At 66.3% G+C, this 26,932-nt stretch carries 25 protein-coding genes, 1 tRNA gene and 1 pseudogene; 13 read left to right on the forward strand and 14 right to left on the reverse strand.

Going from position 1 to position 26,932, the window contains the following annotated elements; translation table 11 throughout:
• Positions 1 to 105 precede the first annotated feature (105 nt).
• Positions 106 to 606 (reverse strand): phosphoribosyltransferase, encoded by a 501-nt coding sequence (locus OG306_RS17915; protein WP_266747148.1) that lies wholly within the window; start codon positions 604 to 606, stop codon positions 106 to 108.
• Positions 607 to 612: 6 nt separating this feature from the next.
• The gene (dcd, locus tag OG306_RS17920) at positions 613 to 1,188 is read right to left on the reverse strand and encodes a dCTP deaminase (protein WP_266747149.1); all 576 of its coding nucleotides are present in this window, start codon (positions 1,186 to 1,188) and stop codon (positions 613 to 615) included.
• Positions 1,189 to 1,654: 466 nt separating this feature from the next.
• On the opposite strand from dcd, the gene OG306_RS17925 reads away from it, so the two are divergent.
• Positions 1,655 to 1,725 (forward strand) — tRNA-Gly (locus tag OG306_RS17925).
• Positions 1,726 to 1,945: 220 nt separating this feature from the next.
• On the opposite strand, the gene OG306_RS17930 is transcribed toward OG306_RS17925, so the two are convergent.
• From OG306_RS17930 to OG306_RS17940, 3 genes are all read right to left on the reverse strand, one after another.
• Positions 1,946 to 3,154 carry a tyrosine-type recombinase/integrase gene (locus OG306_RS17930; RefSeq protein WP_371665474.1) on the reverse strand — a complete coding sequence of 403 codons (1,209 nt, stop codon included), beginning with the start codon at positions 3,152 to 3,154 and terminating at the stop codon, positions 1,946 to 1,948.
• The gene (locus OG306_RS17935; RefSeq protein WP_371665475.1) at positions 3,154 to 3,366 is read right to left on the reverse strand and encodes an excisionase family DNA-binding protein; all 213 of its coding nucleotides are present in this window, start codon (positions 3,364 to 3,366) and stop codon (positions 3,154 to 3,156) included. Before OG306_RS17935 ends, OG306_RS17930 begins: the two co-directional genes overlap by 1 nt.
• Positions 3,367 to 5,195: 1,829 nt before the next feature.
• On the reverse strand, positions 5,196 to 5,567 hold the full coding sequence (locus tag OG306_RS17940) for a hypothetical protein (RefSeq protein WP_371665476.1): 372 nt from the start codon (positions 5,565 to 5,567) through the stop codon (positions 5,196 to 5,198).
• Between the two features lie 303 nt (positions 5,568 to 5,870).
• On the opposite strand from OG306_RS17940, the gene mobC reads away from it, so the two are divergent.
• The 4 genes from mobC (at position 5,871) to OG306_RS17960 (ending at position 10,108) form a co-directional block, all read left to right on the forward strand.
• Positions 5,871 to 6,317: a plasmid mobilization relaxosome protein MobC gene (gene mobC, locus OG306_RS17945; protein ID WP_371665477.1), complete on the forward strand. Its 447-nt coding sequence runs from the start codon at positions 5,871 to 5,873 to the stop codon at positions 6,315 to 6,317.
• Positions 6,318 to 8,039, forward strand: coding sequence for a relaxase/mobilization nuclease domain-containing protein (locus OG306_RS17950; protein WP_371665478.1), 1,722 nt, complete (start codon positions 6,318 to 6,320; stop codon positions 8,037 to 8,039).
• Positions 8,040 to 8,157: 118 nt separating this feature from the next.
• Positions 8,158 to 8,958, forward strand: coding sequence for a hypothetical protein (locus OG306_RS17955; protein ID WP_371665479.1), 801 nt, complete (start codon positions 8,158 to 8,160; stop codon positions 8,956 to 8,958).
• Positions 8,939 to 10,108, forward strand: a complete 1,170-nt coding sequence (locus OG306_RS17960; RefSeq protein ID WP_371665480.1) for a helix-turn-helix domain-containing protein — start codon at positions 8,939 to 8,941, stop codon at positions 10,106 to 10,108. The genes OG306_RS17955 and OG306_RS17960 overlap by 20 nt, the downstream gene beginning before the upstream one ends.
• Before the next feature lie 162 nt (positions 10,109 to 10,270).
• Here OG306_RS17960 and OG306_RS17965 read toward each other — a convergent pair whose 3' ends face one another.
• From OG306_RS17965 to OG306_RS17985, 5 genes are all read right to left on the reverse strand, one after another.
• Positions 10,271 to 10,708, reverse strand: coding sequence for an NUDIX hydrolase (locus OG306_RS17965; protein WP_371665481.1), 438 nt, complete (start codon positions 10,706 to 10,708; stop codon positions 10,271 to 10,273).
• Between the two features lie 30 nt (positions 10,709 to 10,738).
• Positions 10,739 to 11,530, reverse strand: a complete 792-nt coding sequence (locus tag OG306_RS17970; RefSeq protein WP_371665482.1) for an SDR family NAD(P)-dependent oxidoreductase — start codon at positions 11,528 to 11,530, stop codon at positions 10,739 to 10,741.
• Entirely contained in the window at positions 11,511 to 12,629 is a 1,119-nt protein-coding gene (locus OG306_RS17975) for a hypothetical protein (RefSeq protein ID WP_371665483.1), read from the reverse strand. The genes OG306_RS17970 and OG306_RS17975 overlap by 20 nt, the downstream gene beginning before the upstream one ends.
• The gene (locus OG306_RS17980) at positions 12,626 to 14,533 is read right to left on the reverse strand and encodes a nucleotidyltransferase domain-containing protein (RefSeq protein ID WP_371665484.1); all 1,908 of its coding nucleotides are present in this window, start codon (positions 14,531 to 14,533) and stop codon (positions 12,626 to 12,628) included. Before OG306_RS17980 ends, OG306_RS17975 begins: the two co-directional genes overlap by 4 nt.
• 131 nt (positions 14,534 to 14,664) lie before the next feature.
• On the reverse strand, positions 14,665 to 14,934 hold the full coding sequence (locus OG306_RS17985) for a hypothetical protein (RefSeq protein WP_371665485.1): 270 nt from the start codon (positions 14,932 to 14,934) through the stop codon (positions 14,665 to 14,667).
• A gap of 187 nt (positions 14,935 to 15,121) precedes the next feature.
• Here OG306_RS17985 and OG306_RS17990 point away from each other — a divergent pair, with 187 nt between their 5' ends.
• Both OG306_RS17990 and OG306_RS17995 read left to right on the forward strand, forming a co-directional pair.
• Positions 15,122 to 16,441, forward strand: a complete 1,320-nt coding sequence (locus tag OG306_RS17990; RefSeq protein ID WP_371665486.1) for a tetratricopeptide repeat protein — start codon at positions 15,122 to 15,124, stop codon at positions 16,439 to 16,441.
• 144 nt (positions 16,442 to 16,585) lie between these two features.
• On the forward strand, positions 16,586 to 17,503 hold the full coding sequence (locus OG306_RS17995) for a restriction endonuclease (protein ID WP_371665487.1): 918 nt from the start codon (positions 16,586 to 16,588) through the stop codon (positions 17,501 to 17,503).
• A 123-nt stretch (positions 17,504 to 17,626) separates the two neighbouring features.
• On the opposite strand, the gene OG306_RS18000 is transcribed toward OG306_RS17995, so the two are convergent.
• A complete protein-coding gene (locus OG306_RS18000) occupies positions 17,627 to 18,532 on the reverse strand; it encodes a hypothetical protein (protein WP_371665488.1) in 906 nt (301 codons plus the stop codon).
• Between the two features lie 415 nt (positions 18,533 to 18,947).
• The gene (locus tag OG306_RS18005; protein WP_371665489.1) at positions 18,948 to 19,499 is read right to left on the reverse strand and encodes an aldo/keto reductase; all 552 of its coding nucleotides are present in this window, start codon (positions 19,497 to 19,499) and stop codon (positions 18,948 to 18,950) included.
• 26 nt (positions 19,500 to 19,525) lie between these two features.
• Here OG306_RS18005 and OG306_RS18010 point away from each other — a divergent pair, with 26 nt between their 5' ends.
• The 4 genes from OG306_RS18010 to OG306_RS18025 all read left to right on the forward strand — a co-directional run bounded on the left by OG306_RS18010 (position 19,526) and on the right by OG306_RS18025 (position 23,257).
• The gene (locus OG306_RS18010; RefSeq protein WP_371665490.1) at positions 19,526 to 20,836 is read left to right on the forward strand and encodes a UDP-glucose dehydrogenase family protein; all 1,311 of its coding nucleotides are present in this window, start codon (positions 19,526 to 19,528) and stop codon (positions 20,834 to 20,836) included.
• Position 20,837: 1 nt separating this feature from the next.
• A complete protein-coding gene (locus tag OG306_RS18015; protein WP_371665491.1) occupies positions 20,838 to 21,302 on the forward strand; it encodes a hypothetical protein in 465 nt (154 codons plus the stop codon).
• Between the two features lie 107 nt (positions 21,303 to 21,409).
• A complete protein-coding gene (locus OG306_RS18020; protein WP_371665492.1) occupies positions 21,410 to 22,732 on the forward strand; it encodes a UDP-glucose dehydrogenase family protein in 1,323 nt (440 codons plus the stop codon).
• 27 nt (positions 22,733 to 22,759) lie between these two features.
• On the forward strand, positions 22,760 to 23,257 hold the full coding sequence (locus OG306_RS18025; protein WP_371665493.1) for a MazG-like family protein: 498 nt from the start codon (positions 22,760 to 22,762) through the stop codon (positions 23,255 to 23,257).
• A gap of 111 nt (positions 23,258 to 23,368) precedes the next feature.
• On the opposite strand, the gene OG306_RS18030 is transcribed toward OG306_RS18025, so the two are convergent.
• Complete coding sequence (locus OG306_RS18030) at positions 23,369 to 23,695, reverse strand: nucleotidyltransferase domain-containing protein (protein ID WP_371665494.1); 327 nt, start codon at positions 23,693 to 23,695, stop codon at positions 23,369 to 23,371.
• Positions 23,646 to 24,035, reverse strand: coding sequence for a hypothetical protein (locus OG306_RS18035; protein WP_371665495.1), 390 nt, complete (start codon positions 24,033 to 24,035; stop codon positions 23,646 to 23,648). The genes OG306_RS18030 and OG306_RS18035 overlap by 50 nt, the downstream gene beginning before the upstream one ends.
• Positions 24,036 to 25,081: 1,046 nt before the next feature.
• Between OG306_RS18035 and OG306_RS18040 the strand changes: the two are divergent.
• Together OG306_RS18040 and OG306_RS18045 are read left to right on the forward strand one after the other, a co-directional pair.
• Positions 25,082 to 25,502, forward strand: a pseudogene (locus OG306_RS18040) (UTRA domain-containing protein); the annotation flags it as partial.
• A gap of 293 nt (positions 25,503 to 25,795) precedes the next feature.
• Positions 25,796 to 26,926, forward strand: coding sequence for a hypothetical protein (locus OG306_RS18045; protein ID WP_371665496.1), 1,131 nt, complete (start codon positions 25,796 to 25,798; stop codon positions 26,924 to 26,926).
• Positions 26,927 to 26,932: the final 6 nt, after the last annotated feature.

Here is a 26,932-nt window from a genome sequence, read left to right on the forward strand (position 1 = left end):
CCCGCCCGCACAGATGTGAAGGAACCCCTGGTCCTGGGACCAGGGGTTCCTTCACATCTGCAGAAGCCAGGAGCAAGCACACACGCCACGCGTAACGCGTCACGCTCACGCGTCGAGAACCTGCCCGCTGCGCCGTACGACGGGCTTGTCCACGCTCCACGGGAAGTTGATCCAACGATCGGTCTTCTTCCACACGTATTCGCACTTCACCAGCGAATGCGGCTTCTCGTATATGACCGCGCTGCGCACCTCGGCGACATGATCGATACAGAAATCGCGCACCAGCTTCAGCGTCTTCCCGGTGTCGGCGACGTCGTCGGCGATCAGAACCTTCTTGTCCGAGAAGTCGATGACATTCGGAACGGGCGCCAGCATGACCGGCATTTCCAGGGTGGTACCCACCCCGGTATAGAACTCCACATTCACCAGATGAATATTCTTGCAGTCCAAGGCATAAGCGAGCCCGCCCGCGACGAACACCCCGCCCCGCGCGATGCTCAGCACGACATCGGGCTCGAACCCGTCGTCGGCAACGGTCTGCGCCAGCTCACGCACGGCATGACCGAAACCCTCGTACGTCAGGTTCTCCCGCATCTCACCGCTCATCCGGCATCACACCTGGGTTCGGTGGAAATTCATGAACGACCGCGACGCGGTCGGTCCGCGCTGGCCCTGGTACCGCGATCCGTACCGCTCGGAGCCGTACGGGAACTCCGAGGGCGAACTGAGCCGGAACATGCACAGCTGCCCGATCTTCATCCCCGGCCACAGCTTTATCGGCAGCGTCGCGAGATTCGACAGTTCCAGGGTCACGTGCCCGGAGAAACCGGGGTCGATGAACCCGGCGGTCGAATGCGTCACAAGACCGAGCCGCCCCAGCGAACTCTTGCCCTCCAGCCGCGACGCGAGATCGTCGGGCAGCGAGATGACCTCGTACGTGGAAGCGAGCACGAACTCACCGGGGTGCAGGATGAACGCCTCGTCCCCGTCCGGCTCGACCATGCGCGTCAGATCGGCCTGCTCGACGGCTGGATCAATATGTGGATAGCGGTGGTTCTCGAACACCCGGAAGTAGCGGTCGAGCCGCACATCGATGCTCGACGGCTGCACCATCGACACATCGAACGGATCAATGCGTACACGTCCGGCGTCGATCTCGGCCCGGATGTCCTTATCTGAGAGAAGCACGCCCCGAGGATACGCAGAACGCGCGGGCCCGCCCCAATCCGGGACCGCCCCGCGCGCCTGACACCGCTCCTACCGCTGCTCGAACACCACAGGCACGGCATGCCGAAGCCGCGCACAACGAGGACAGCGAATGAGCCGCCCGGGACCGATCCGCCCGGACCCGAGCTGCTGCATCGGGAACGAAGCGGTAGCGAAAACGTGCCCTTCGGCACAGCGGACGACGGTGCGCTCCATGGAGTCCATCAAGTCCCTTCCCCAACAAACCGTGGACGAGAACGCCACATTAGGGGATGAACAGGACGCCACTCCAGGCGGCACTCCGACCCCTCACGCTACGCCCCCAACTCCCGCCCCCGGCACCCGCATCCACCCTCCCTCGCAACAAAAAGGCCCCGCGGCTCAAACGCCGGGGACCTGGCATGGGGTAGAGTGTGCAACGGTGCGCGACGGATCAACGATGCGCTTCGCGGGTGTAGTTTAATGGTAGAACATGAGCTTCCCAAGCTCAGAGCGCGAGTTCGATTCTCGTCACCCGCTCTTTGATGAAGGCCCTGGTCAGAGACCAGGGCCTTGTTTGTTGTCTAGACCACTTTTAGGGCCCGTGCCATTCGCGTGCCATAACGACCCTCCCGACCTGCATCAATAGTGGATCCGTCACTCCCCAGGCCGAGCGCTCCGCTACCGGGTCCCGCATCGTGAGATCACTTCCAAGTCGCCTGCGTCACATACACGGTGCGGACGGTCTGCTCCTGCCCGATCAACGCCGCGCGGCCCGTGGGGCGGATGGTCCGAGCGGGCGCGGCACCAGCGGGTGAACGGTCGCGCCACCACTCCCCGTGGCGGCGGCCGACTGCTGGCGGCGTACGTCGAGATCGATGTTGGCGGCAAGCCTGCGCTGGTGTTCCTTGGTGGAGTGCTGGTAGATCAGTTGCGCGCGCTCGGAGGACTGGCCGGCTCGGACCATGAGGTCCTTGAGCTTGGCACCGGTGTCGGCCGCGAGCGTGTTGCCTGTGTGCCGTAGGTCGTAGAAGCGGAAGCCTTCGGGCAGCCCGGCCTTGTCCCGGGCCCTGCGCCACTTGCGGCCGAACGTAGTGCCGCGCAGTACCGCCCCCCTCTCGCCGACGAAGACAAGCCCGTCCGGCCCCGGCTGGGCAAACCATTCCAGGTGTCGGCGAACGTCCTCGTGGAGGAATGACGGCAGCACGATCTCCCGTCGGCCCGCCCGGGACTTGGGAGCGCCGACCACGCGGCGACCTGTGTTGAGCTCCGGTGCGGCACGGCGAACCCAAAGCGCACTGGAGTCGAGGCCCACGTCCCGCCGCCGAAGCTCGGCGAGTTCCTCGGGTCGCATCGAGGCGAAGGCTCCGAGCAGAACCATGAGGCGCCAGCGCAGGCCGATCACCTCTGCCGCGGCGAAGACCTGGTCGACCGTCGCCACGGGTCGCTCGTCAGCATCCTCGCGACCTGCCCCGCGGATACGGCAGGGGTTCTTGCGCAGCATGTCGTCCTCGACGGCGGTCTCCATCACGGCCTTGAGAAGCCGGTACGACTTGGCCACCGTGGTGGCACCGGTGGCGGACAACCGCTCCGCCCGCCAGGCTCTGACCCGAGCGGGGCTGATCATGTTGACGTTCATCTCGCCGAACGTCGGCTCCAGGTGAAGCCGGAACAGCCGGCGGTACAACTCAGCCGTGGTCGGGGCCAGGCCGCGTTCCGCGATCCAGCGCGTGGCGTAGTCGGCGAACAAGACTTCCCCGGCGGTCGGGGCGAGCCAGTCGCCCCGCATCTGATCCGCTTGGACCTGGACGAGGAACGCCTCCGCGTCGCGCTTGGTCTCGAAGGTTTCCGGCGCGGGCCGGAGGGTGTCATCGGCCGTGCTGGGGTAGCGGGCTTGATAGCGCCCCGAGGGCAGTTGCCGTATCGCACCGAATGTGCGGCGCGGAGCCTTCTGGCGCGGACGGGCCATCAGGCCGCAGCCCTGAATCCGGAGCGGCGAGTACGGACCGGCTCGACCGTCCGCGCCTCCACGTAGGCATCCAGCGCGGTGTCGGAGATGCGGACGTGCTTGCCGACCTTGACGTACCGGACACGGCGCTCGGAGACGAGGCGACGGATGAACCGCTCACCGACGCCGAGGCGTTCGGCTGCCTCGGCCACGCTGAGAAGACGATCAGCCATTCGAGACCACCTCCTCCCACGGGTCGGCGGGCCACGGGGCGGCGATCACTGCGGGTCGGGGCAAGGATGTTCCTTCTACGAGGCGGCGGGTCAACAACCGATGCGCCCATGCGGGGGCACGCCCGCTGAGGCAGACGTACGGGCATCGCGACCGCTTCGAGCTATCGCGCTTCCCCCGCTGGGACTATTTCGGCATCCCGTAAGTGATACCTCTGCATCGCCGGTTTGGTTAACCGGCGATGTGCGTCTATGTTGCCTCGACTCCCAGCAGATTTCGGGAGTATCGGAGTTGGGGATCCGGCCCAAATTTTGCTGACCTGAAGCCAAAGGTGAATCGGTCACGGGCGCCATCAGCATGAACTTCTTGGTGAACGGCCGATTCGGGTCTATCGTTTTTGGACCGCGTTCCGCCGGCGTTCGCCGTCGGCTGCTCGCTTTGTGCGAAGTAACCCTGGACTTGCGCGAGGCGATGTGGCTTCCTTCTTGATCCAGTCGCTGAAATGAAGGCCGCCCGGATCGGCCTTCGGTGCGCCAGCTCCGTCCGACGGCAGCACCGCCGTCGCGACGATTCGCGGCCACCACCACCCCCTGCTTCGAGGAGCCGCCGAACCATGAGCCACGATGCCCGCGTCTGGGTATGGGACCACAGCCTCAGCAAAGGCACTGCCCGCATGGTCCTCACCTTGATCGCCGATCGCTGCATCGACCACACCTGCACGGCCTACGCCTCCGTCCCAGCCCTGATGCGACGCGCGAACGCGTCGCGCAGCGCCGTTCGGGACGCGCTGGACAAACTGGTCGCCAGCGGCGAGATAGTCCGCCTCGACGGACGCAAAGGGCCTCGCGGGGAATCGTATTACCGCCTCCCCGAAGCCGCCCGTTTCATGACCGAGGACGTTCGAAATCCGACCCATCAGGAGGGCCAGATTCCAACCCCCGAGGTACCGGAATCCGATACCTCCAGCAGCAATGCGGACGGGCCGGAATCCGACCCCGGGGTACAGAATCCAACCCCGGGGGGTGCCGGATTCCGATACCTCGGGGGAGCAGAATCCGACCCCCAGAACAGAAGTGAACCAATAGGAACCAGTAGGTACAGCAGCAGTGCACCCATCCCCGCCTCTCAATGGCAGATCGACGCGGGCAGCGACTCCTGGCTGCGGAGCGAGGGGCACCTCACCCGCCTTGGCGAGGAGGGCGTACGAGTGGCGGACGACAAGTGGCGGGCCTTCCGGGCCGGCGCGTCTCCACGCTCGGGTGCCGCGTGGGGTGCCGACTGGCGAGCGTGGATCACTCGCGAGCGGAGCCCCGCCCCAGTAGCGCCCCACGCAGCCGCCAGCCCCAGTGGCGGGTCAGCGAGCCCCAAAATGACCCGGTCGGAGGCGCACCTGACAGCTCTGCTGGCAGCCCTCGATGAACCGGTCCCGACGGTGTAGCGCCCTCGCCTGCCCGGCCGGTCCGCGAGGTGCGGGGACAGTGGGGACCGGTCCCCGCACAGCTCGGTTCGCTGGGGACGGTCCCCCTGACGGGCAGTCGGGGACCGGTCCCCGACTCAGGTGGGGACCGGTCCCCACCAAGTTCACCCCTGTCCCCTGCCTCTTCGGGGACCGGTCCCCGGATAACTCCGTCCTCTTCGGGGACCGGTCCCCGAAGAGGCAGGGAAACCGCAGGTCAGTGCGGACCGTCTACGCCATACGGTCGGCCCCCGAGCTCACGCCTCAGGGCTCAGAGCTGCGGGACCAGGCCAGCGGGGGCCGGCAGCCGACGCAGTCGGTCCCCGCCGCGTGTGCAACGAGCCGTGCCCAGGTCCCTCGGATCGGCATCGTGCTTCATGCCGGTAGCTGCCAACGGGTGCTGGCGAAGCGTGTGACGGCGGAGTCGAGGAGACGGCCGAACTCTGCCGGGGTGCTGATCCGGGGACCTTCGGTGAGGACCTCGTACTCGGTCAGCGCATCGAGGTCTGCCCAGCCTCCGCGATACAGGACAAGGTGTAGTTCTGCCCATCCGTCACTGCCTTGGATGCGCAGACCGATCGAATCCGGATCGCTTACACGGGCCCGGTCGGTCTCCAGCGGCTGCGGCCAAGGCGCAAGGCCGTCCCGCCAGGTGATCGGACGGGGAGCGAGTCCCGCCGCACTCCAGGCAGAGAGGCGCTCGGTGATCTCGGCGGCGGCCGAATCGAGATCGATGACGTGGCCCATGGAGCAATCCTCCCCGGTCGCCCCTCACCCGCAAGGCCCTGACCGAGTTCCGGCCAGCCCAGCCGTCCAGGGCCGACGACCAGTCAACGTTCGACACCCAACCCCCACCTCGGAAAGAGTCCCATGCACGGCGCGCAGCACGAGCCCCCCAGCAGACCGAGACAGCAGATGAATCGCCCCCAGGCACCAGGCGGAGCAAGGTATGGCGTTGGACCGTCCAAGGGCCGGTCCACCACAGTGCCCGCCCCAGGGGTGGCGGGTATACCTGGGAGCGAGGGCGCTCCCAGGACGAACGACGGCGCGGTGCGGGCCGCTGAAGAGGCCGCGCTCCACCGAGTCGCCAGCCGTCGTGCGCGCCAGGACGTCCAGCGCACCGAGCGGGTTGATGTCCGCTACAGCGTGGAGGAGAAGAGCGAGATCAAGGCCGAGGCACAGCGGCTCGGGCTGGCCGGCGCTCACTTCGTCGGGGCCTTGATCATGGCCCACCTCCACGGCGACTACGCGTTGCTCGACCGGCGCACTGCGGTGGACGACTTGATCGACGAGCTGGCCGCGCTGCGTACGCAGGTCGCGCGGATCGGTACGAACGTCAACCAGATCGCCCACCGCCTCAACGCAGGAGGCGATCCACACCCTGGGGACAAGACGGTGCTGACGGAGGCCGCGCGGATTCTGGTCCTGGCCCGCCAGGCAGCCACAACGATCGACACCGCCGCCGACGTGGCCGCCACACAGCACCGGGCGGTCTGATTGATCGCGAACATCGTCAAGCCCGGCCACAAGACCCGCGGCGTCCTGAACTACCTCTACGGACCCGGCCGTGCCAACGAGCACACCGATCCTCACCTCGTCGCCTCGTGGGACGACTTCGCCCCCGACCCCGGCCGCGACCCGGAGGCCACCCTCGCCCAACTCAGCACAGCCCTCGACCTGCGCGTGAAACAGGCCGGTGCCAAGGCACCGAAGGAGCATGTGTGGCACTGCTCGGTCCGGACCGCACCCGAGGACCGAAGCCTGTCGGACGAGGAGTGGGCCGCCGTAGCCCGCCGCTTGCTCAACGCAACCGGCATCGCTCCGGACGGCGACCCCGACGCCTGCCGGTGGGCCGCCGTCCGCCACGCCGAAGACCACATCCACATCGTCGCCACCAAGGTCCGCGGCGACCTCCGCCCATCACGGAACTGGAACGACTTCCTGCGCGCCGACAAAGAACTCGCCGCCATCGAGAAGGAATACGGGCTCCGACAGGTGCCGCACGGAGACCGCACCGCCGCCAAACGCCCCACCCGCGCTGAGCAGGAGAAGGCCCGCCGCATGGGCAATGCCCGCACCTCCCGCGAGCACCTGGGCACCATCGTCCGCACCGCAGCCTCAGCGGCCACGACCACAGCGGAGTTCTTCCGGATCATCGAGGGGACCGGCGCCCTCGTCGACGTCCAGTACTTCCCGTCCGGCGACGTCCGCGGCTACAAGATTGCCCTCAACGACGACACCAACGCCCAGGGCGAGCCGGTGTGGTTCTCCGGTTCCACCCTCGCCCTCGACCTCTCCTATCCCAGGATCGCCGAACGCCTGACGGCCACCGAGGCAATACCGGCGGTGCGGACTGGCGCCACGGCCTGGCGGCGGTTCGCCCTCGCCGTCGACCAGACGCCCGATCACCTCGCCCAAGACGAGGACGAGGCAGGACAGGCCCACATCACCGTCCTTGCCGAGGCCCTAGACGCACTCCCTCTGGTAGCTCCTGTCGGCCTCCGTCCGCAGCTCCTCCAGGCCGCCACCATCTTCGAGCGCGCCGCCCGATCCCGTATCCGCGCCCAGCACCAGCAGACCCAGGCCACCCGCTGCGCGGTGAAGGCGGTCCTGCGCGAGCCCGCCCCGCAGGACGGAGCCCTCCTCACGATCGTCCTCGACGCCCTCCTGCTCGCGGTCATCGCCGCCCAGCACTGGCATCGCACCCGGGAACACCACCAGCAGGCCGAAGCCGCCCGCCAGACCATCACGCACCTCCGCACCGCCTACCGGGCCACGGCCACCGAGCCCTTGACCACGCTTCGGCAGCGCGGGGCACGGCTGACTGAGACTCTGCGCCGCCGACAGGAGAACACCCTGCGCCGGGCCCTTCCCGAGCTGGCCGAACAGATTCTCGCGGAGCCCGGCTGGCCGACTCTCGCCGCCACCCTCGCGCGGGCCGAAGCCGTCGGCCACAAGCCCACCGCTCTCCTCACCGAAGCCACCGCCCGGCGGGAAACCGACACTGCCACCAGCCTCAGCGAAGTCCTCACCTGGCGCCTCCACCGTCTCGCCGACCTGACCGCCGACACCACCAGCAGTGCCGCGGCACCCCGGCCGGCCGCCTACCGCCCGACCAACACAGGCGGCTCCCGGGGCAAGGAGCACAGACCAGCACCAATGACCAATGGCCCAGCAACTCCCCCACGCGCCACGGCCTCCTGGGGGCCGCGCTGGTGACAAATGGGCAACAGACACGCCGAGCACCAAAGCAGTTGTGCAAAATCTCCGACATCAACTAAAGTCAGAGCCGCACTGGAATGCTTCAATGCGTAGTCCGACCCGAGGAGTCGTCCGCATGAGTATGCCTTCGTCGTCGTGGACGACCGACCTGTTCGGCGAGCACGCAGCAGATGCCCGCCGCCGCGTCGGGCAGGGCCTTCGCAACATGCAGGCCAACGCACAGGCCGCACAGGAACAAGCCGCCTCCCGCACCACCCGCGTCTACGGCACCAGCCGGTACGAGAACCAGTACGAGCGGCTTCAGGACGAACTCATGAAGGTCCCTGGCGCCCGTGCGGTCAAGCCGTTCGGCTTCTCGTACGAGCTGATGCTCATCGGCAACGGGCTGCTCTACCCGTTCCGGTACTCCAAGACCAAGTCAGACGTACGTAGCGCACGCATCCCCAGCCAGTCCCGGCTGGTGCAGGAGCTCTTCACGTTCGCGCCGACGCCGAAGCACATCCAGGACCCGTTCGACCTCGACTTCGGGCCGGCCGTCCCGATCGCCGAGCCGCGCGGCGCTCTGGCGACAGTCCCGGAGGGCACCCAGCTGGTTCTGGTTCCCTTCGCCTGCAACGCCTCCGAGCTCTTGGAGGCGTACTGGGGCATCGCGGCGCTCGGGATGAACCGGCAACTGGAGTGGGCCACCGATCCCGAGCCGCTCCACCTGCCTCAGGAGGTCACCTCGTACACGCTGCGCCCGATCAGCATTCCGAGCCAGGTCACGGCACACACCGGCTTCGCCGAAGGAATCGAACCCACCCTTACGCTGTCCTCTCGTGCCGCCTCGGACCAGGCCCTGCACGTACCCGTGCAGACCGAGGCAGAACCCATTGAGGACCAGAGCAGCGAAGACGATGCGACCCATCAAGCATGACCTCATTCCCGGTACGGAAGAACGAGGCGCAACGCCGCGCGCCGTCTACGACGCCTTCGATCCCACCCGGGTGACGCAAGCTCGTCGTCTGGCGGAGATGACGAAGAAGGACGTGGCGGCCGGGCTCGGGGTGACGCCTGCAGCCGTGGGGCAGTACGAGACAGGGGTGTCGAAGCCACGACCTGACTTGATCCCCCGGCTCGCAGAGGTCCTCGGGGTTCCCGTGACGTTCTTCCTGCTGGGGAGGCCGGCGAATCGGCTTGACGCTTCCATGGCGCATTTCCGAAGTCTGCGCAGCACACCGAAGTCCCAGCGGGAACGTGCGCTCGCGTTCGCCGAGCAGGTCTGGGAGCTTACGTACGCGCTGGAACAGCGGGTCCAGTTGCCCCTCGTCGATCTCCCCGGCTTCGCCGGTGGGGAGGTCCATCCCGGCGAAGAGCTGTCCACCGATCCTGTATCCGCTGCCCGCGAGCTTCGCAGGCGCTGGGGTCTCGGCGACGGCCCTGTCACGCATCTGGTGAGGCGGATGGAGTCCCACGGGATCGTGGTGGTCATACCGCCTGCCAGTGATCCCTCCGCCGCGAGCGTGGACGCCTTTTCCACCCGGGCAGCACGGCCACTCGTCGTTCTGACCGCCGCTCGGGCCGACGACATCTACCGGCACCGGTTCACGGCCGCCCATGAGCTGGGCCACCTTGTGCTTCACGCCGATGCCACCGGTGACAGCCGTCAGGAGAAGCAGGCTGATGCCTTCGCCGCCGAGTTCCTGACCCCCCAGGACAGCATCCTGCCGTTCCTGCCGCGGCGAATGGATCTTGCACGCCTGGCCGAGCTCAGGGGAGTCTGGGGAGTCTCCCTCCACTCGCTCGTCTACCGATGCCGCGAGCTGGGGCTGATCTCCGACGCAACTGCCAGCCGGACGTATCAGCGTCTACGCGCTCTCGACGGCCAGCCGGGCTTCACCGCGGAATCCGTCTCGAACTTCCCCGGTGAACGGCCTTCGCTGCTTGGGCAAGCATTCGAGCTGGCTGCCAGGGAAGCGGGCCTATCGGTTTCCCGACTGGCTCATGAGCTGGCGTGGACAAGCGAGAGGGTGCAGAACCTGCTGGACGTTCAGGAACAGAAGCCGGTGCTCCGGCTGGTCCAATAGCAGCGCCGCTCGGCCCGAGGAAACGTGGGCGCGGCTCTCTCCCGTTGCTACGCCCAGAGCTTGCGGCATCGAGCCGACGTTAAGCCAGTAGCGCGTACGGACGTCATCAGGGCCGACTCAACTCAGAGTCGGCCCTGATGACGTGATGACGTACTCGAAGGCTCAGAGCGATGTCTCGACTCCGAGGCTTCCCGCTTTGATGGCTCCCCGTAGGACGTGGGCGATCTCCTCGGGCTTGAGGTCGATGCCGTCGAGCCCCTCCATGGTCAGCGGAATCTCCTCCAGTGCGTATTCGCCGCGGCCTTCGGCGCTGAACTCGGGACCGGTGCGGTCGTCGAAGGACCAAGTCGCGATACGGGCGAAGTAGAAGAGCTGCCGCTCATCGTCGGACTCCATCGTGTGGAGGAGGCGGATGATGTCGGCCTTTCCCGCGATCTCCTCGTGGATCTCCCGGTGGAGGGCCGCCTCCCTGGACTCATCGCTGGGTTCGACGCCGCCGCCGGGCAGGACCCAGTATTCGGGGATGCCGGGCCTGGTGCGGCGGATGACCAGCATCGTTTCGTCTGCGGTGACGAGGACGGCGCGGACTCGTTCCATCATTTCGGTTTGTCTCCTTGCTTGTTGGTGGTCTCAGTGCAGCAGCCAGCCGCCGTCGACGTGGACGGACTGCCCCGTGATGAACGAGGCGGAGGGGCCCACGAGAAACGCCACCAGGGCCGCGACATCCTCGGGCCGACCACGGCGCGGGACACACTGGCGCTTGATCTGGTCCTCCGGCCGCGCACGGTGCTGGGCGGGGAGGGTGTTCTCGGCCTCGACCTGAATGGCACCGGGCATGACGGTGTTGACGCAGATCCCGTACGGGCCCAGTTCGCGGGCGAGGGAGCGGGTCAGTCCCAGTAGCCCTGCCTTCGCGGTGCTGTACGCGACGAGGTTCGTCCGGCCGGCGCGGGCGTTGACACTGCCGATGTTCACGATCCGGCCCCAGTGGCGTTCGATCATGCCGGGGGTGAGCACGTGGCAGGTGCGGTAGTGAGCGGTGAGGTTCAGGTCGAGGGAGTAGTTCCAGGCGGTCTCGTCGGTGTCCTGCCAGGCAACGCGGGGGTAGGAGCCGGCGTTGTTCACCAGGATGTCGACGGGTCCGATTTCAGCGCGGACGAGGTCGGCCATGGTCTGGACGGAGCCTGGATCGGTCAGGTCGGCGTTCACCGCGATACCGGGGCTGCCCGCGCGTTCGAAGGCGGTGAGGAGGGCGTGGGCGCCGGGGTCCTGGCCGAGGTGGTTGACCGCGACGGTTGCTCCGGCGGTGGCGAGCGCCCGTCCGATCTCGGCGCCGATGCCGGTGGCCCCGCCAGTGACGAGGGCGGTGCGGCCCTGGAGCGGCCGGGTCTGGAGAGGGGTCTCAAGCAGGGGCAGGGACATTGCTGCTCCGTTCGCCGGGGCGGGGGTGAGGGGCCGGTGTGGTGGTGAAGAAGGTGTCGAGTGTCATGTGCGGGGCCTGACTCTCGGCGAATTTGATCAGGACGAGCAGGAGGTCGTGTCCGGTCAGCCGGGAGGGCGGGATGACTCCGAGGACGCGCAGGGCGAGGAAGGCGCGGATCTCCTCCAGGCAGCTGCCGTGCTCGCCGCAGAGACCGTCCAGGACGCGAGTGAGGGCCGCAGTGCGGCCGGGGCCGGTGTTCCAGGAGTACCGGACATCGATGTGCCGACTGCTCCGGTGCAGTTCCAAGTGCTCGACGCGCGGGCGGGCCAGGGGCGGCAGAGCGAGGCGGAGGGTGCGGGCGTACACGTCGGGCTGGTAGCGGGGGACGAGCCAGCCGCCCAGTGCCATCAGGTACCAGAGCAGGTTGGCGGCCTCGCCCGCGACGGTGTTGCGCCCGGTGAACTCGAAGTCGAGCCAGCACAGCGGGTCGGCGATGTTGGGTTCCGTGGGGTCGCCCTGCGTCAGACCGGCAAGCCGGCGGCTGTCGGGAGCCAGGGCATGGCGGAGGCTGTCGATGGCATCGGCGACGTTCAATGTCAGCGGCCTGCCGTTGGCCGTGAGGGTGAAGTCGGCCAACTCCCGGAGGGTGAGGGTCGTATCGGTGTGGGGCAGAGCGAGCGGCAGGTCACGGCGCAGGTACCAGCGGTCCAGTCGGCTACCGGGGCAGATGCGGTCGAGGTAGAGGTCCGGGACGCACTCGGCCAGCGGCACGCTCTTCCCGGTCTCCTCGGCCGCTGCCCGCAGGTCGGCGCAGACGCCGTCCACGAGGCGGTCCAGGCGGGGCTGGACCGCCGGTTCGCGGTCGGCGAGGGCGATCACGTCGCCCATTAGCAGCTCGCACCGGGCGGTAGCGAAGACGTTCTCGTAGACGAGGAGCTGCCTGTCCGGTAACGCGATCTGCCCGTGAAGGGCCGGAACTGCCATGCGGGAGGCGAGCCGTGCCCATCCCTTCGCCTCGGCTTCGGCCCGCTCCCGGGTGGCCACCGGCTTGCGGAAGACACCCGTTGTTGCCATGGACCGTCGGACGTTCGCGCTCACCGCGTCTCTCCAGGAAGGGTGTCCAGCCAAGCCTGGAGAACGAGGAGTGCGAGCGCTTCGGCAGCGAGCGGCTCGGTGCGGGCGGTCGTGACCAGGCTCGTGTCCTGCCGTGTGGCGTCGAGGAGGACGGTAAGGGCGTCGCTGTCGGAGGGGCACTCGATCCCACTGAAGCGGAGCTGAATCTTCGCGAGCAGCGCGGTGACCTTGTAGAGGGCGCGGAGGTCGGGGCTTCCCTTGAGGAACTGGCGGCGGATCTCGATGGCGGCCTGGATGCCGTCGCGCAGGCTTGCAGCGACGTCGGTGGCCGCGTCCGGAGCGGGCAGAGCCAGGCCGGGGGTGGACCACAAGGGGACCAGCGACCCGCTGCCGATGAGAGCGAGGACGTGAAGGAGTCGAGAGGTGATGGCGCCGGCCCGGCACTCGGCGCGGGTCAGTACGGTCATGCCCAGCTTGACCCCGCCGAGTTCGGTCTCCAGATCCGAGAGGATCTGGCGCATCTCGTCGAGGGAGGAGGTGTCGGCCACGACAAGGACGTCAAGGTCGCTCCAGCCGTGCTGGTACTTGCCCCGGGCACCGCTGCCGGTGACGGCCAGCAGATCGATCAACGGGCGCAGGCCGGTGGTGCGGTCGAGAAATTCGGCCAGGTAGGACTCCAGGTTTACGGGGAGTCCGAGCGCGTTGACCGGCATAGTGGAGGGCTGGTGCTCCGGCCAGCGGCGATCGAGCGCGATGCGGTCCAACCGCCGCTCCAGCTCCAGGCGCGGCCCGTCGTTGCCGATGACCTCATGGGCGATCGAGACGATCTTGTCCGCGCCTCGTTCCCTTTTGATGGGGTCGCGGTCGGCGACGTCCTGGGCGCCGGCGGTGCCCCGCCGGGTGCGCCTGGCCTCAGACGCGTTCAGGTAGGCGACGGTGAGCTGAGGTCCGAGCATCCGGGCGAGTTCGGCGGTCGAGTCGAAGTCGTGCAGCGACTCGATGCTGACGGAGTCGAGGAAGTGGTGGGCCTGGCAGAAGCGGTCCAGTGAGTCCACGATCAACTCGGCCTGCACGACTGACCCCAGCCGATACGGGTCATGGATCCCCGCCCGGTCGGCCGCGTCCTCGATGAGGTACCCGATCTTGAGGCGCGCGTGGCCGTGCTGGGTGCGCAGGTACTCGCCGGCCGTGCTCTTGCCGCTCTCCGACATGCCGCCAAGCGCGATGACATGCACTCCTGCCAGAGCCCTCCCGGGCACCTCCGGGTGCAGGGGCGCCAGGAGCCCGCGGACCTCGTCCTGGACGGCGATGGTCGGCCGGTCGCCGATGCGGATGGACATCGGAAAGCGACCGTCGTCGACGAGCCGGTTGACCTGCTCGTGGAGGTGGCGCTGGTAGGCCGCGTAGATCCCAGTGGCCGTCACCTCGTGGGCCAGGCTCCGGCGGGTACCTTCCTCCGGGTCGTCGCAATGCAGGAGGACGAGGGCGTGCTCGCTCTCCTCGGCGGCTCGCAGGTCGGTCTCGTACGGGGCCAGCAGGAGTCGGGCTCGGTCTGCGGCCTGCGCGGCGTCCAGGCCATCTCGTACGGCGACCGTCGCGGCGACGGACGCCTCCAGCATCGGGATGCCCCGGTCCAGCAGGCGCACCGGAGCGGAGAAGGGGTGCCGGTAGCGTTCAAGGTAGGAGGTGGCGAGGACATCGGCGACCTCCTCGACCGGGCCGGTCTCGAACCACCAGCGGGCCATGCCATCGGCCTTGATGGCGGTCCAGCGGGGGTCGTAGTGGTGGAGCGGGCCTGCTGAGGTCGCAGCCGGGCCCATGCGCCGGCCGAGGATTCCGATCTGCTTGGTCTTCCCGGTGTTGTCGGGGCCGCTGAACGCGACCGACACGGGGAGGGGATACGTGTCGCTGTTGTACGGACTGGACATCGGCTTCCCTTCACTGGTGATGCGCAGTGGGTACGCCTGCAAGGCGCCATGAGCACCCTGCGGCGAGAACTCGATGGGGCTCCGTCCTCGCCCCGGCCGAGAGGCAAGGACGGGCCGGAATGCCTAAATGCCTATACGGGGCCGTCGGCCAACGGAACGTCCTCGGCGCTGAGCGTCAGCTGCGCCGACGGGACCTGTGCGGAGGAGAGCTCGGTGTGGGCCAGAAGTCCGACCATGGCGAGCCCGGCAGCCGTGCCTAGGGCCCAGACCCAGCTCAGGTGGGTCTCCAGCGGGTCGGGTACGTGGGCACGGCTCCATCGGGCCGCCTCTCGCGCAGCGGAGCCTTGTGACGCACTGGGCTGGCGCGAGAGCGGAATCGTGCGGGTCCGTGTGTTGTCCATGGGCATCGCCACTGTCGGTTCCTCTCAACGTGTCCGGGCAGCGCCAACAGGCCCTGTTCAGGGCCTATTCGAGCCATTCGGAGATCTGCGGAGTGATGTTCAGTGAACGACGGGCCGCACTCCCGAGACAGGGCCCACGATGTAGTCCTGCGTAATCCCGCGTAATCCAGGTGGGGAGGGTGACGGGGTGCCGAAGAACCCGGCCGTCGCGGAACTGATCAAGCGGGCCTGCCAAGAACGCGGCTGGGGGCCCTCGGAGTTGGCGCGTGCCCTCGGCCTCGCCGAATGCGGTGACCCGCGCCGCCTGCAACGCCAGCACGCCCGGCGGTGGATAGAAGGCGAACGAACCCCTGGCCACTGGTGGCCCTACATCGCCCAGGTGCTGGCACTGGATCCCGAAGCGATCAACCTCCCGGAGCCCACGCCTGCGGCACCCCACACAGATACCGTTGCATCAGTCCTGAACCTGGGAAGGAGCGACGTGGAACGCCGGGAGTTCATCCTCGCCTCCAGCGGATACGCGCTGTCCGCACTCGGCCTGCCCGACATGGACAGCATCACCCGCCGAACCAAGACCGCCCTTCCCGGAGCGGTCCGCGTCGGCCAGGGCGAGGTGGCCGCCGTACGGCACATGGTCAAGGCCCTCGGCGACTCCGCCTCCGAACTTGGTGGCGGGCACGCCCGCCACCTGGCCGTCCGCTACCTCACCCAGGACGTCGCCCCCTGGCTGGAGGGCCACTTCACCGAAGCCACCGGCCGCGACCTGTTCGCCGCCACCTCCCAGCTCGTCCACCTCGCCGGCTGGATGGCTCAGGACGAAGGCGACACCCCCGAACTGCGCGGACTCGCCCAGCGCTACTACGCCCACTCCTTCCGCCTGGCGGCGGAGGCCGGCGATCCGGAGCTGTCTGCGACGGCTCTCCGCGGTCTCGCCGTCCAGTGCGTCGACCTCGGCTACCGGGCCGAAGCCGTCCAGCTCGGCGAAGCCTGCGTGGAGTACGGTCACCAGCTCGACAACCAGCGGGCCGTCGCCTACTACGAGGCCACCCTCGCCAACGCCGCCGCCCAGGACGACGACCGCCGCATGGCCACGAAGCACCTCGCCCTGTCGGAGACCGCCATCGGCAAGCCGACCGCCGCAACCGGCGACTCCTGGGCCGCCCACTACTCCCCCGGCCGCTGGGCCCACGAATCCGGCATGATCCTCTCCCGCCTCGGCGACCTCGACGCCGCCGAGGAACACCTCCACCTCGCCCTCGACATCCACGGCCTCGACCGCCGCCGCACCCGCGCCATCGTCCTCGCCGACCTAGGCGGCGTACGCCTGCGCCAAGGCGACGTCGATGGCGCCATGGCCACCTGGAGCGAGTTCCTGGACTGCGCCGACGGCATCCGCTCGGTGAAGGTCCAGGCCGCCTTGCAAGACATGCGAGTCCGCCTGCGCCGGTACACCGGAGTTCCAGAGGCCCAGCAACTCCGCGAGCAGGCAGCGCGCATCTCAGGCTGATCTCGGTGCCAACTCTGTCAGTAGCGGGTGATAAGCCTGTTCTTCAGCCAATCAGCCCGGCACCACCTGAAGGTCAACCGCCCAGTCGGTGCGGGGTGCATGCACCACGCGGACCGACACCGCACTTCACTGACAAGGATCACCATGCTCGACTTTCACGAGTTGGCGCCGGACGGCGAGGGCCTGGAGCAACTAGTCCGAGAGCTGGCACTGGCTCTCGGCTACAGGGCCAAGTGGTCCGGCCGGGGAGCGGACGGCGGACGTGACCTTCTGCTGGAAGAACCTGGGGTCGCCCTGCTGGGAGCGAAGACGCGGAAATGGGTGATCTCGTGCAAGCACATGGCACATGCCAAGGATGGTGCAGGGCGCTCGGTCAACGGTGAAGACGTAGGGAGTATCGGCGGCATCGTGGATGCCGTTGCGCAGCACGACGCCGACGGCTTCCTCCTCGTCTGCTCCACCCAACCCTCAAGCGCCCTGGTGTCCAGACTGGAATCGATCGAGCGAACCAAGGGCGTGCACACCCACGTGTGGGATGGAGTGGAACTTGAACGCATGCTCGCCACTCCCCGAGGCTGGGCGGTGGCCCAGCGGTTCTTCCCGGTGAGCGCCGAAGCCAGCGGGTGGAAAGTCTTCGCCACGAGCGAGCCCAACCGTTTCATCGGTATCACCCGCGGCTTCTACCTCCGTGTCGCCAACCGACACGGAAGCGCAGTCGGATTCCCACTCAAATGGATCGACGAACGTCTGGACAGAGTCGCCTCGATCGCATTGCCCGTTGGGCACGAAATTCGCCCCCGGGGTGTCTTCTACGACGACAAGCACGGCGGGTTCGTCTGGTACCTCGACTACTTGCACGGATATCGAAGTTGGCAGCGCGAGGAGATCGAGCCGCCGATGAATGAGTACACATTGCGTCAGCAGCTTGGCGACGATGGCGTCTCCTTTGATGACGGACAATACGACAACTTCGAGATCACCTTCAGAAAGGTCAACCGGGGTCACGACGCCTACGACGCAGACCACTACCGGTACTACGAGAGCGTCCCCAGCTACGTCTAGGCCGCCAGCCTCGCATAGTTCATGTGAAGCCCCATGCCACACGGCTGAAAAGTTGCAGCCGAGACTCCCTGGGCCGGGTTGACGAAGACTCCCAGCAACACTCATTCCCCCTGCGTCCGCCTGCTAGAAGGGCGTCTCTGCATGCTCTCGCAACCAGAAATTGGCAGGTCTAAATCCGGGGCGCAGAGCGACCTGCACCAACGTCCATCCACCCCAGAAGTCGCCGATTTGGCCAGAGTCCATGCCGTGCACAATGGCGGAGACTGGACGGTCGCGATTATACATAGACATCTCCGCCCCTTTAGGCCAGTGCGGCTCGATAAGTGACGAGAAGCAGAAGGATTCGAGCTCTGCGACAGCCTGCTCGACCCCGAATCCGGCATGCGTTGAATTACCCACGGAATGGGTGAAGTGAGCCATGAATCGCATCTTTTCGGTTTGCCGGCGATGCTCGAAGTCCACTGACGCCAAGAACGTCGCTGCCGTGAGGGACGGACGCTCCCTGGTGGGGGCCAAGGCGACTGTGCTGCCAGCACTGCCATCGTGCCGATAAATAGCAGCATCTTGGTAGCCGGTGTCCTGAAGAGCGCTGGTCACGTACTGGCGAAGAAGACGGCGCTCTCCAATCTCCACCATAGTTGGACTCTCCCACTCAACCCTCATGGCGAGAATGGCACGTGCCCCTACGGCGGGGTGTGGATCCGTGGGTTCTTCGATCGGGTGATCGACGTGGGCCGCACCCGAGGCGATCAGCCACAGAGCATGAAGGTCTCTCTCCTCCTTGGCGGTGTCACCAGCTGGCACCGTCTGCGCAAGTGCACGAGCCAGCAGCTGCACTAGACCCCATGACGGAAGCCGACTACCAGTGAACGCGTCGTGGATGCGGCTCCTGCTGGCCACCCCGGCGCCAACGCTTCTGGTGAGGTCGCGAACCGAAGGTAGCCCGGCGCGCTGGTGCAGGTCGTGCAGAGCGTTGTTGAGGTCACGCAGCGGGCCGAAGGGCAGGTCCGGCCTCTTCAAACGCGCCACGCTCTCCCCCTGTGTCCCTCGGCGTCAGAGTCCGTCCGATTCTGTCCGACGTTGCCAGGCGCCGTCCATCAGCGTCTTGGGAACCCCCGGACGGCACACGCTGGAGCGGATACATCGAACGACCTGAAGGAGTTGCCGTGTTGGGGGTTTCCTGGACCGCAGTCAGTGAAGGTGTGATTGCCGAAGCGCTGGGGTCGCTCGCAGCCATGGCTGTGGTGACCGCGGGCGCTCTGCTGCGGAAGCGGTTGCGTCGCGACACAAGGCAGCACCCGGCGAATATCCTTGACGACGCGGAGAACAGGCATGGTGCGGAGCAAGGGCCTTGCTAGCACAGCTGGCTCGATTCCTGTCATCCGCTCTTGAACGAAGCCCCAGGTCAGCCGACCTGGGGCTTCGTCTTTGTGGGACCCGCCAATCAGGTCGACATGGCGTCCAGAGCGGCGAGGTCCTCCGGGTCGAGGAGCAGGTCGGCTGCCGCGGTGTTGTCCTCCAGGTGGGCCACCGAGGAAGTGCCGGGGATCGCGAGTACGACCGGTGACCTGGCCAGCGTCCAGGCGAGCTTGACCTGTTCGGGAGAGGCTCCGTGCCGGGCGGCGATCCGGGCGAGAGGTTCGGTCGGCTCGGGGCGCCCCAGGCTTTTCAAGGAGAAGAACGGGACGAACGCGATGCCCTGCCGGGTGCAGGCGTCGAGGACTTCCGGATGTCGGCGGTGGAAGAGGCCGTACATGTTCTGCACCGCCGCCACCGGAGCGATCCGCTGCGCACTGGCGAGCTGCCCGATGGTCGTGTTGCTGAGGCCGAGGTGCCGGATCGGCCCCTCCTCCCACAGGGCGGCGAGCGTTCCGAATCGTTCGGCCACTGCTTCGTTGTCGTCCTCGTGGAGCCGCAGATCGACGAAGTTGAGGCGGTCCCAGCCGAGTTCGCGCAGAGTGCGGTGGACGCCGGCGACCAGGCGCCGCCCGCGCACTGGCCCCGCACCTGACCCGCCCGACCGTGATCATCGGCAAGTCCACGGTCACCGTCGGCACCTCCCGCGACCTCGGCGCACTCCTTGCCCGGCTCTCCCCGGCCGGTGAGGACGTGGAGGTCGTCTGGAACCCGGAGTTCCTCCGCGAGGGCCACGCCATCGACGACACCCTGCGCCCCGACCGGATCGTGGTCGGTGTCCCCTCGGCCCGCGCCGAGGACGTCGTACGCCAGGTCTACGCGCCGCTCCTCGCCGACGGCATCCCGCTCTTCGTCACCGACCCGGCCACCACCGAACTGATCAAGGGCGCCGCGAACGCGTACCTCGGCATGAAGATCTCATTCATCAACGGCGTCGCCGACATGTGCGCCGTGGCCGGTGCCGACGTCCAGCAGCTCACCGAGGCCATCGGCGTCGACCCGCGCATCGGTCGAGGCGGCCTCAACGCCGGCCCGGGCTACGGCGGCGGCTGCCTCCCGAAGGACGTCCGCGCCTTCACCGCCTCCGCCCGCGCCCTGGGTGCCACCAAGGCCGCGACCCTGCTGCGCGCGGCGGAGGAGGTCAACGAGTCACACCCCACCGCCGCGCTGAAGCTCATCGAGCAGACCCTCGGCCGCCCGGTGGACGGCGTACGCGTCACCGTCTGGGGCGCCTCCTTCAAGGCCGGCACCAACGACGTCCGCGAATCCCCGGCCCTGGCGATCGCCTCGCTGATGCACCAGCGCGGCGCGACCGTCACCGTCCACGACCCGCACGCCCTGCCCACCGCACTGCGCCGCAACCCCGAACTCGACTACGCCGACACCCTCGACGCCTCCGTCCAGGGCGCCGAAGTCATCGTCCTGGCCACGGAATGGCCCCACTTCCGCGAGGCCGACTCCAAGGCCCTCGCCTCACTGGTCGCGGCCCCGGTCCTCGTCGACCTCCGCAACCTCATCGACGCCGACGCCTGGCGCATGGCCGGATGCACCGTACGCCAGCTCGGACGACCCCGCTGCGGGCCGCACCCTCCCAGCCGGCTACCGGAGCCTGGACGTGCAGATCGCCTCTGTGCCCTACGCGCCGCCGCCCGCTGTCCGGCAACTGCCGTGGAACGTGCTCTCCACCGGAATCCGGTTCAAAGACCGCCCCGGCACGCCGACCCGCGTGCCGGACCTGTCCGTCCTCGCGAACCTGCGACCGTTCCAGGTGGAGATCGGATGCGGTACGTCGGTCGAGGCGGGCATCCCGCCCCTGCACCGGCTCCACGAGATCTACCGGGTCACCGACCGCCAGGGCCACGAGCCGCGGGAGCACCGCTTCACCCTCTCCCCGACAGCGGACACACTCCTCCATGAGGTGCTGACGGAGCCGGAGGAGAAGACGGCGGAATTCGTGGAGATGTTCCGTGCCTGCTTCCTGTCCGAGCCGACCCCAGCCATGTGGGCACTGAAGGAACTGAAGGACGCCGGGCACCTCGTCGGTCCGGTCATCACCAACAACTACGACGTGCTCGCCGCGCGCGCCGGGCTCGACGAGTGCTTCATGCGCCGCTACGACCAGGCCGTACCCGACGTCGAGTGGGTCGACGGCGCCAAGGCCCTCCTCGTCGTCGGCCTGCACGCGGACCGACGCAAGGTCCAGGCTCGCGCCCGTGATCGCGGCATGCAGATCGTCTACCTGGATCCGGAGGGCTTCTGGCACGACGGCCAGTTCATGCCGTACCCGTTGGAGGGGCCCCAGGACGGCGATCTGGTGTGCCGAGCAACCGCCGCTGAGGCGCTGCCCGCACTCGTCAATCTCCTGAAACAGCACGCTGGTTGATTGACCTGCGCGAAGAGGGCCGCGCCGGGTGGTGGCGCTAGCGTGACGCACCCGGCCGGCCCGGACTCACCGGGCGGGCGAGAGGCAAGGAAAGGAGCGTCGACCCCATGCGCGTATCCGTCATCGGCTGCGGTCACCTGGGCATCCCCCACGCCGCTGCCATGGCCGAGATCGGCCACGAGGTCATCGGCGTGGACCTGGACCAGGCGAAGATCGACCGCCTCAACGCCGGCGAGTGCCCCATCTACGAGGAGGGCCTCCCGGAACTCCTCGCCACCCACACCGCATCCGGGCGACTGCGGTTCACCACCAGCCTCACCGAGGCGGCCGAGTTCGCCGACGTCCACTTCCTCGCCGTGGGCACGCCCATCGACGCGGACGGACGGAGCTACGACACCGGCCAGGTCTTCGGCGCCGCCCGCGTCCTGGCCCCGCACCTGTCCCGTCCGACCGTGATCATCGGTAAGTCCACGGTCACCGTCGGCACCTCACGCGACCTCGGCGCTCTCCTCGCGCGTCTCTCCCCGGCCGGTGAGGACGTGGAGGTCGTCTGGAACCCGGAGTTCCTCCGCGAGGGCCACGCCATCGACGACACCCTGCGACCGGACCGGATCGTCGTCGGCGTCCCCTCGGTCCGCGCGGAGGACGCTATGCGCCAGGTCTACGCACCTCTCCTGGCGAACGGGATCCCGCTGTTCGTCACCGACCCCGCCACCGCCGAACTCATCAAGGGCGCCGCCAACGCCTACCTCGGCATGAAGATCTCCTTCATCAACGGCGTCGCCGACATGTGTACCGCCGCCGGAGCCGACGTCCAGCAGCTCACCGAGGCTATCGGCCTCGACCCCCGTATCGGCCGCAGCGGCCTCAACGCCGGTCCCGGTTATGGCGGCGGCTGCCTCCCGAAGGACGTCCGCGCATTCACCGCCTCCGCCCGCACCCTCGGCGCCACCGAAGCAGCAACCCTTCTACGAGCCGCCGAGGAGGTCAACGAATCGCGGCCCACCGCCGCGCTGAGGCTCATCGAGCAGACTCTCGGCCACCCCGTCGACGGCGTACGCATCACCGTATGGGGAGCTTCCTTCAAGGCTGGCACCGACGATGTCCGCGAATCCCCGGCCCTGGCGATCGCCGCCCTCATGCACCAGCGCGGCGCGACCGTCACCGTCCACGACCCGCACGCCGTGCCCACGGCACTGCGCCGCCACCCGGAGCTCGACTACTGCGAAAGCCTTGAAGGCTCCATCGCGGCAGCCGAGCTGATCGTCCTGGCCACCGAATGGCATCACTTCCGCGAGGCCGACCCTAAGGCCCTCGCCCCACTGGTCGCGGACCAAGTCCTCGTCGACCTCCGCAACCTCATCGACGCCGATGCCTGGCGCATGGCCGGATGGACCGTACGCCAGCTCGGACGCCCCGCACAGGAATAGCCGAAGCCATCGAACCGGAGGTCCGCCATGGACACCCTGTGGGACAACATTGAGAAGCTCTCCGCCGTCTGCCGAGCGGCTGGCGCCCATCTGCCCGACGAGGAGCTCAAGAGCCTCCAGGTCGGCAAGGTCGCCGAGGAAGCCGGCGAGGCCATGCATGCCCTCCACGGCCTGAAGGGCCTCACGACCTGCGGCGACGACCACGACTGGTCCGAGGTCCAGAACGACCTCGTCGGCGCCGTCATCGCAGCCCTCCTGGCATGCAATACATCGATCCCACCGGTGCCCGCGCCACCTTCGACGAGATCCTCCACCGGCGGACGCGCAGGGGTCGCGAAGCCGCTGCTCCGGCCTGACGAATTCCGGACATGGCCGTCGACCGCTCCAGGTGAGCGCGGTCGACGGCCACGTCCGGCACACAAGCTGCGGCAGGCACCTGCTCCCAGCGCGGTAGAACTTTCCCTACTTCATCAAGGCGGCTCGCTCTGCTCGCCGCGCGCTCCCCGGCTCACCGCCGGGGCCTGACGCTTCTGCCTTCGGCCCGCTCTGGCCCCGGCTACGCCGGTCGCGCGGCTGAAGCGAGCACCATGGTGGGGAGAAAACCCGCTGTGGCTGGGGCGGTCGGCCCGCGGCCCGTCACCTCAAATGTGACTCACTGCTGCCCAGAATTAGCACTGCGCTCTCTCTTGCAACAAAGCCCACATCTTCCTCCTCCTCCTTATTCAACAAGGTGATATCAAGCTGCACCCCATAAGCATCCCATGCGCGCCGACAGGCGCTTACGCGAAACCTGCGAGCCATCTCTTCTCGACCACGCCCATAAACAAGAATTAGGTCAACATCAGAGCCCGCGCGAAGCCCGCCACGCGAGGACCCAAACAAGTAGACAACCCAGGAAGAGTCCAAAAATTCGCTACTCGCGGTCTCGCGGAGCAATGTAATCAAGGAACGCATCTCCATCATAGTTCAACGCCCCCATCCACTCGTAAAACTTAAACAGCCCAACACTGATCGACTTCGCATAATCCTTAGCTTGGCCCGTGTAATGATTCCAAGCACTGACCGTGAGAATACACGTAACAGATGGGTGCTCTTCTAGAATTTCCTGCACGTCGGCCACACCGACGGTGTAGACATTGGTGACATAAAGCACCACAGCAGTTTTGCTCGTGCGGACGATTTTATAGACCTGCGGAGTGATTTCCGTATAGTCAGAAACGGCATTATTTGCGCCCAAGGCCCGCCGTACCGCCTTAAGCGATTCCGGGTGCGGATACCTGTCGCTTCGACTTCCTTCTGGCATGCCATAATCTCTTCTCAGTAAAGAATCTGGTTCATTTCTTCAGGAAACCTAGGAACCGCGGACGAAGTTGCGCCAAATGCATGTTTCCGCTCGAACTCTTCGACATGTATGCGAAATTTTTCCAGCACCGCAACCTCGACGGAGGACAACAGATGCACGTTAGAGTCTAGGATCCTAAGAATCATTCGATTGTTAGGGACAATCACCTCGCGCACTCGCACCCTCCAAACGTCGACAGCATCCGACAAGGGGTTCCATGAAGATTCCGAGTCAGGCCCGAAGGCTTCGAACGTAGCCCGATTAGAGCGAAAGTAGGGTTCAAGCACAGACCTAACTTCTTCACGTCGATCAAATGAACGCACACCGAAAGCGCCAGAGATTCGCTCCTCGTGTGAACTTTTCCAGCTTCGCAGCAAATCGACGGGATATGCCGCTTCTTGCGAGTCCACAACCTTGTGGCAGATCAAGCAAAGAAGTATCAGATTTCGTTCGAGCGCCAACGCGCTGGGATTGATTGCAGAATTAGCTCGGGGCCCCTTGGGAGACGCGGCTATGATATGCGCCATCTCGCCGACATTAACCCGAGCTTTATTCACGGCCCTAACCAAGACAGGGCTCAGGCAGCTCGGGTTTTGGCAACGCCCTGCCGAGTCTGCATACAGATTCCTTATGTCGTTAGCGCCTATCGCCCTTGCCGCATTCTTGCACCCCGCCATTGCCCCCCCGGGCCGCTCATTTTGGGTCCACAACCCAGCTTTCAATTTCAATTACCCCATTACGGGAACTCAGTGGCCACCGGTACACTTGAAACTATTTCGAGCCTCTGAAGCCCCGGCATCGGATAGCTTAGCGTCCTGGTTTCGATCAGTCGCGAAAACGCGGTGACACAGGTCCTGAGGCGAACATCCGTCACAACGCCCTTGACAGCACAGGCCCTGACAACCAACGGCCCGATCGGCTGCTCCCGCCACTCGTCATCGCGGCTGACCCTGGCTGCGATGCGTAGGGTCAGCGCTCCGGTGATCGTGCCTGCCTCGGGCTGCTGCATCGCTGAGCATGCGGCCAGCCGATCTCGCTACAGCAACCGCAGTGACCCCAAACAGCGTGCACCGACTGCGGGACGACCGCTGACCGGCCGCGCCGTCCCCAGCGACCCACCACCTAGAGCGACGGGCCGCACCACATCCGCACTAGAAGGGGCTCTCGGCAGGCAGGGCACTGGGAGAGCCGGACCGACGCGAAAGTGCCGGCCCCAGCAGAGATCGCGACGCGGCTCGGGATCGCCGAGGGCGAGCTGTGCGTGCGTACGACGTACGAATTCCTGGCGGACGGCAGGCCCGTGCAGCTGTCGACGAGCTGGGAGCCGTACGACCCACTGCCGGCACACTCGTCATCCTCCCCGAAGGAGGGCCACACGCCGGGGCTGGAGTCGTGAACCGCATGGACGCGATCGGATTCACCGTCAGCCAAAGGGGGCAGCCCGTGACCGACAGGTACCACGCCTGGGTAAGGCATGAATGCCGACGCCCTGGGGTGGTTGAGGCGCGCATCCATGCGGCACCCCTGTAGTGATAATAGAACATACGTGCGAATACGTCCGCGCCTGGCCCCGTCACCCCAACCCGAAGGGCAACTTACTGAAAGCCACCGCAAACAGCGACGTGACGACCTACTATCAGTCCTCATCGGCCACTTGTGTACTTTCCGCCCCATACTTGCCGTCTACGTTTAGCCGATGAGTCACCGATGGAGCCGCACCTGTGATTGGTACCGCTGTCAAGAAGGAAAGGGATGGCGGATACCACGCCATTAAAGGTTTCGCGTATCAGTTTGATGCATCCCTTCTCCGTGCATTCGATAACCCGAATGCCACGGTTGAACTTGAAGGGAAGCAGGACTTGGCCGTGGAAAATTACCACATCCAGGTCAAGCATCGCACTGATCGTTTTTCGATCTCGGCTATTGCACCTGCAGTGCAGCTTATGTTCCGTCAGTTCATTTCGGACAACGGTTCTCAATTTTTGTTGCACTGCCACTTCGCTGACCAAAATCCTGGCTCAGAGCGAGAGTTGACGGCGCAGGAGCTGGACCGAATCCTCGCAGACTTTCCGGAGGACTTTGATAGTTCTATCAGCGCCAAGTTCCTCAGTGCATGTCGAATTGGGTTCCGAGGAAACTACATCGATCAGTTTAATGAGGTACTAGCGAAGATATCGCAACACTTTCGGACACGAGATGTGGATGAGGCAACCTATTTTCACGCGATTCTGCATGGGTACGTACGGGACATCATTCTTTCGAATCCGATCGGAAGTCGAGAGATCTCGCTTCGTTCCTTGCGTGCAGCTACTAGTGCCGCCCGAACCGCGATCTTCGAATCTGCCTATGCTGAGCAGCGTGGATACGACCGATACCTTAAGTCGGTGAGAAAGCGCTACACGTTTCGAACAGTGAATGTTGCGGCCGAACGAGTCTTCTCCTTCGAGTGCGACCCCATGACCGACGCCGAGTCGCTAGCTGAGGTTGCTGTCATGTTGCAGAATAAATACTGCAGTCTGAAAGTGGGTGGGAAAGCTCCGTACCTGACATTCCGGGGAGCACCGGATGAACTCGGAATCAAAAAGGCTCTCTGGGATGCAGGCGCTCGATTCAATGATGGGACGGGCTACCACGGTGGCATCTTTCGGATGGACGAACTCATTGACCCTCCCGCACGAGACCTGAAGCTCAAGGTAGTTGCGCCAACGCACCTGCCTGCGCTTCTGGAGCAAGTTCGAATCAGAGAGTTTCACGACTTTTACCTGGGCAGCCCTCTCCGGACGCCAGAAAATGCAGCCAAGGCATCGCATGTGTTTCTCCGGAGCTTTGAAGACCTCTTGCAAGTCCTTTGAGAAGTG

Origin of the sequence: Streptomyces sp. NBC_01241, from assembly GCF_041435435.1 — a bacterium.
Classification (GTDB): domain Bacteria; phylum Actinomycetota; class Actinomycetes; order Streptomycetales; family Streptomycetaceae; genus Streptomyces.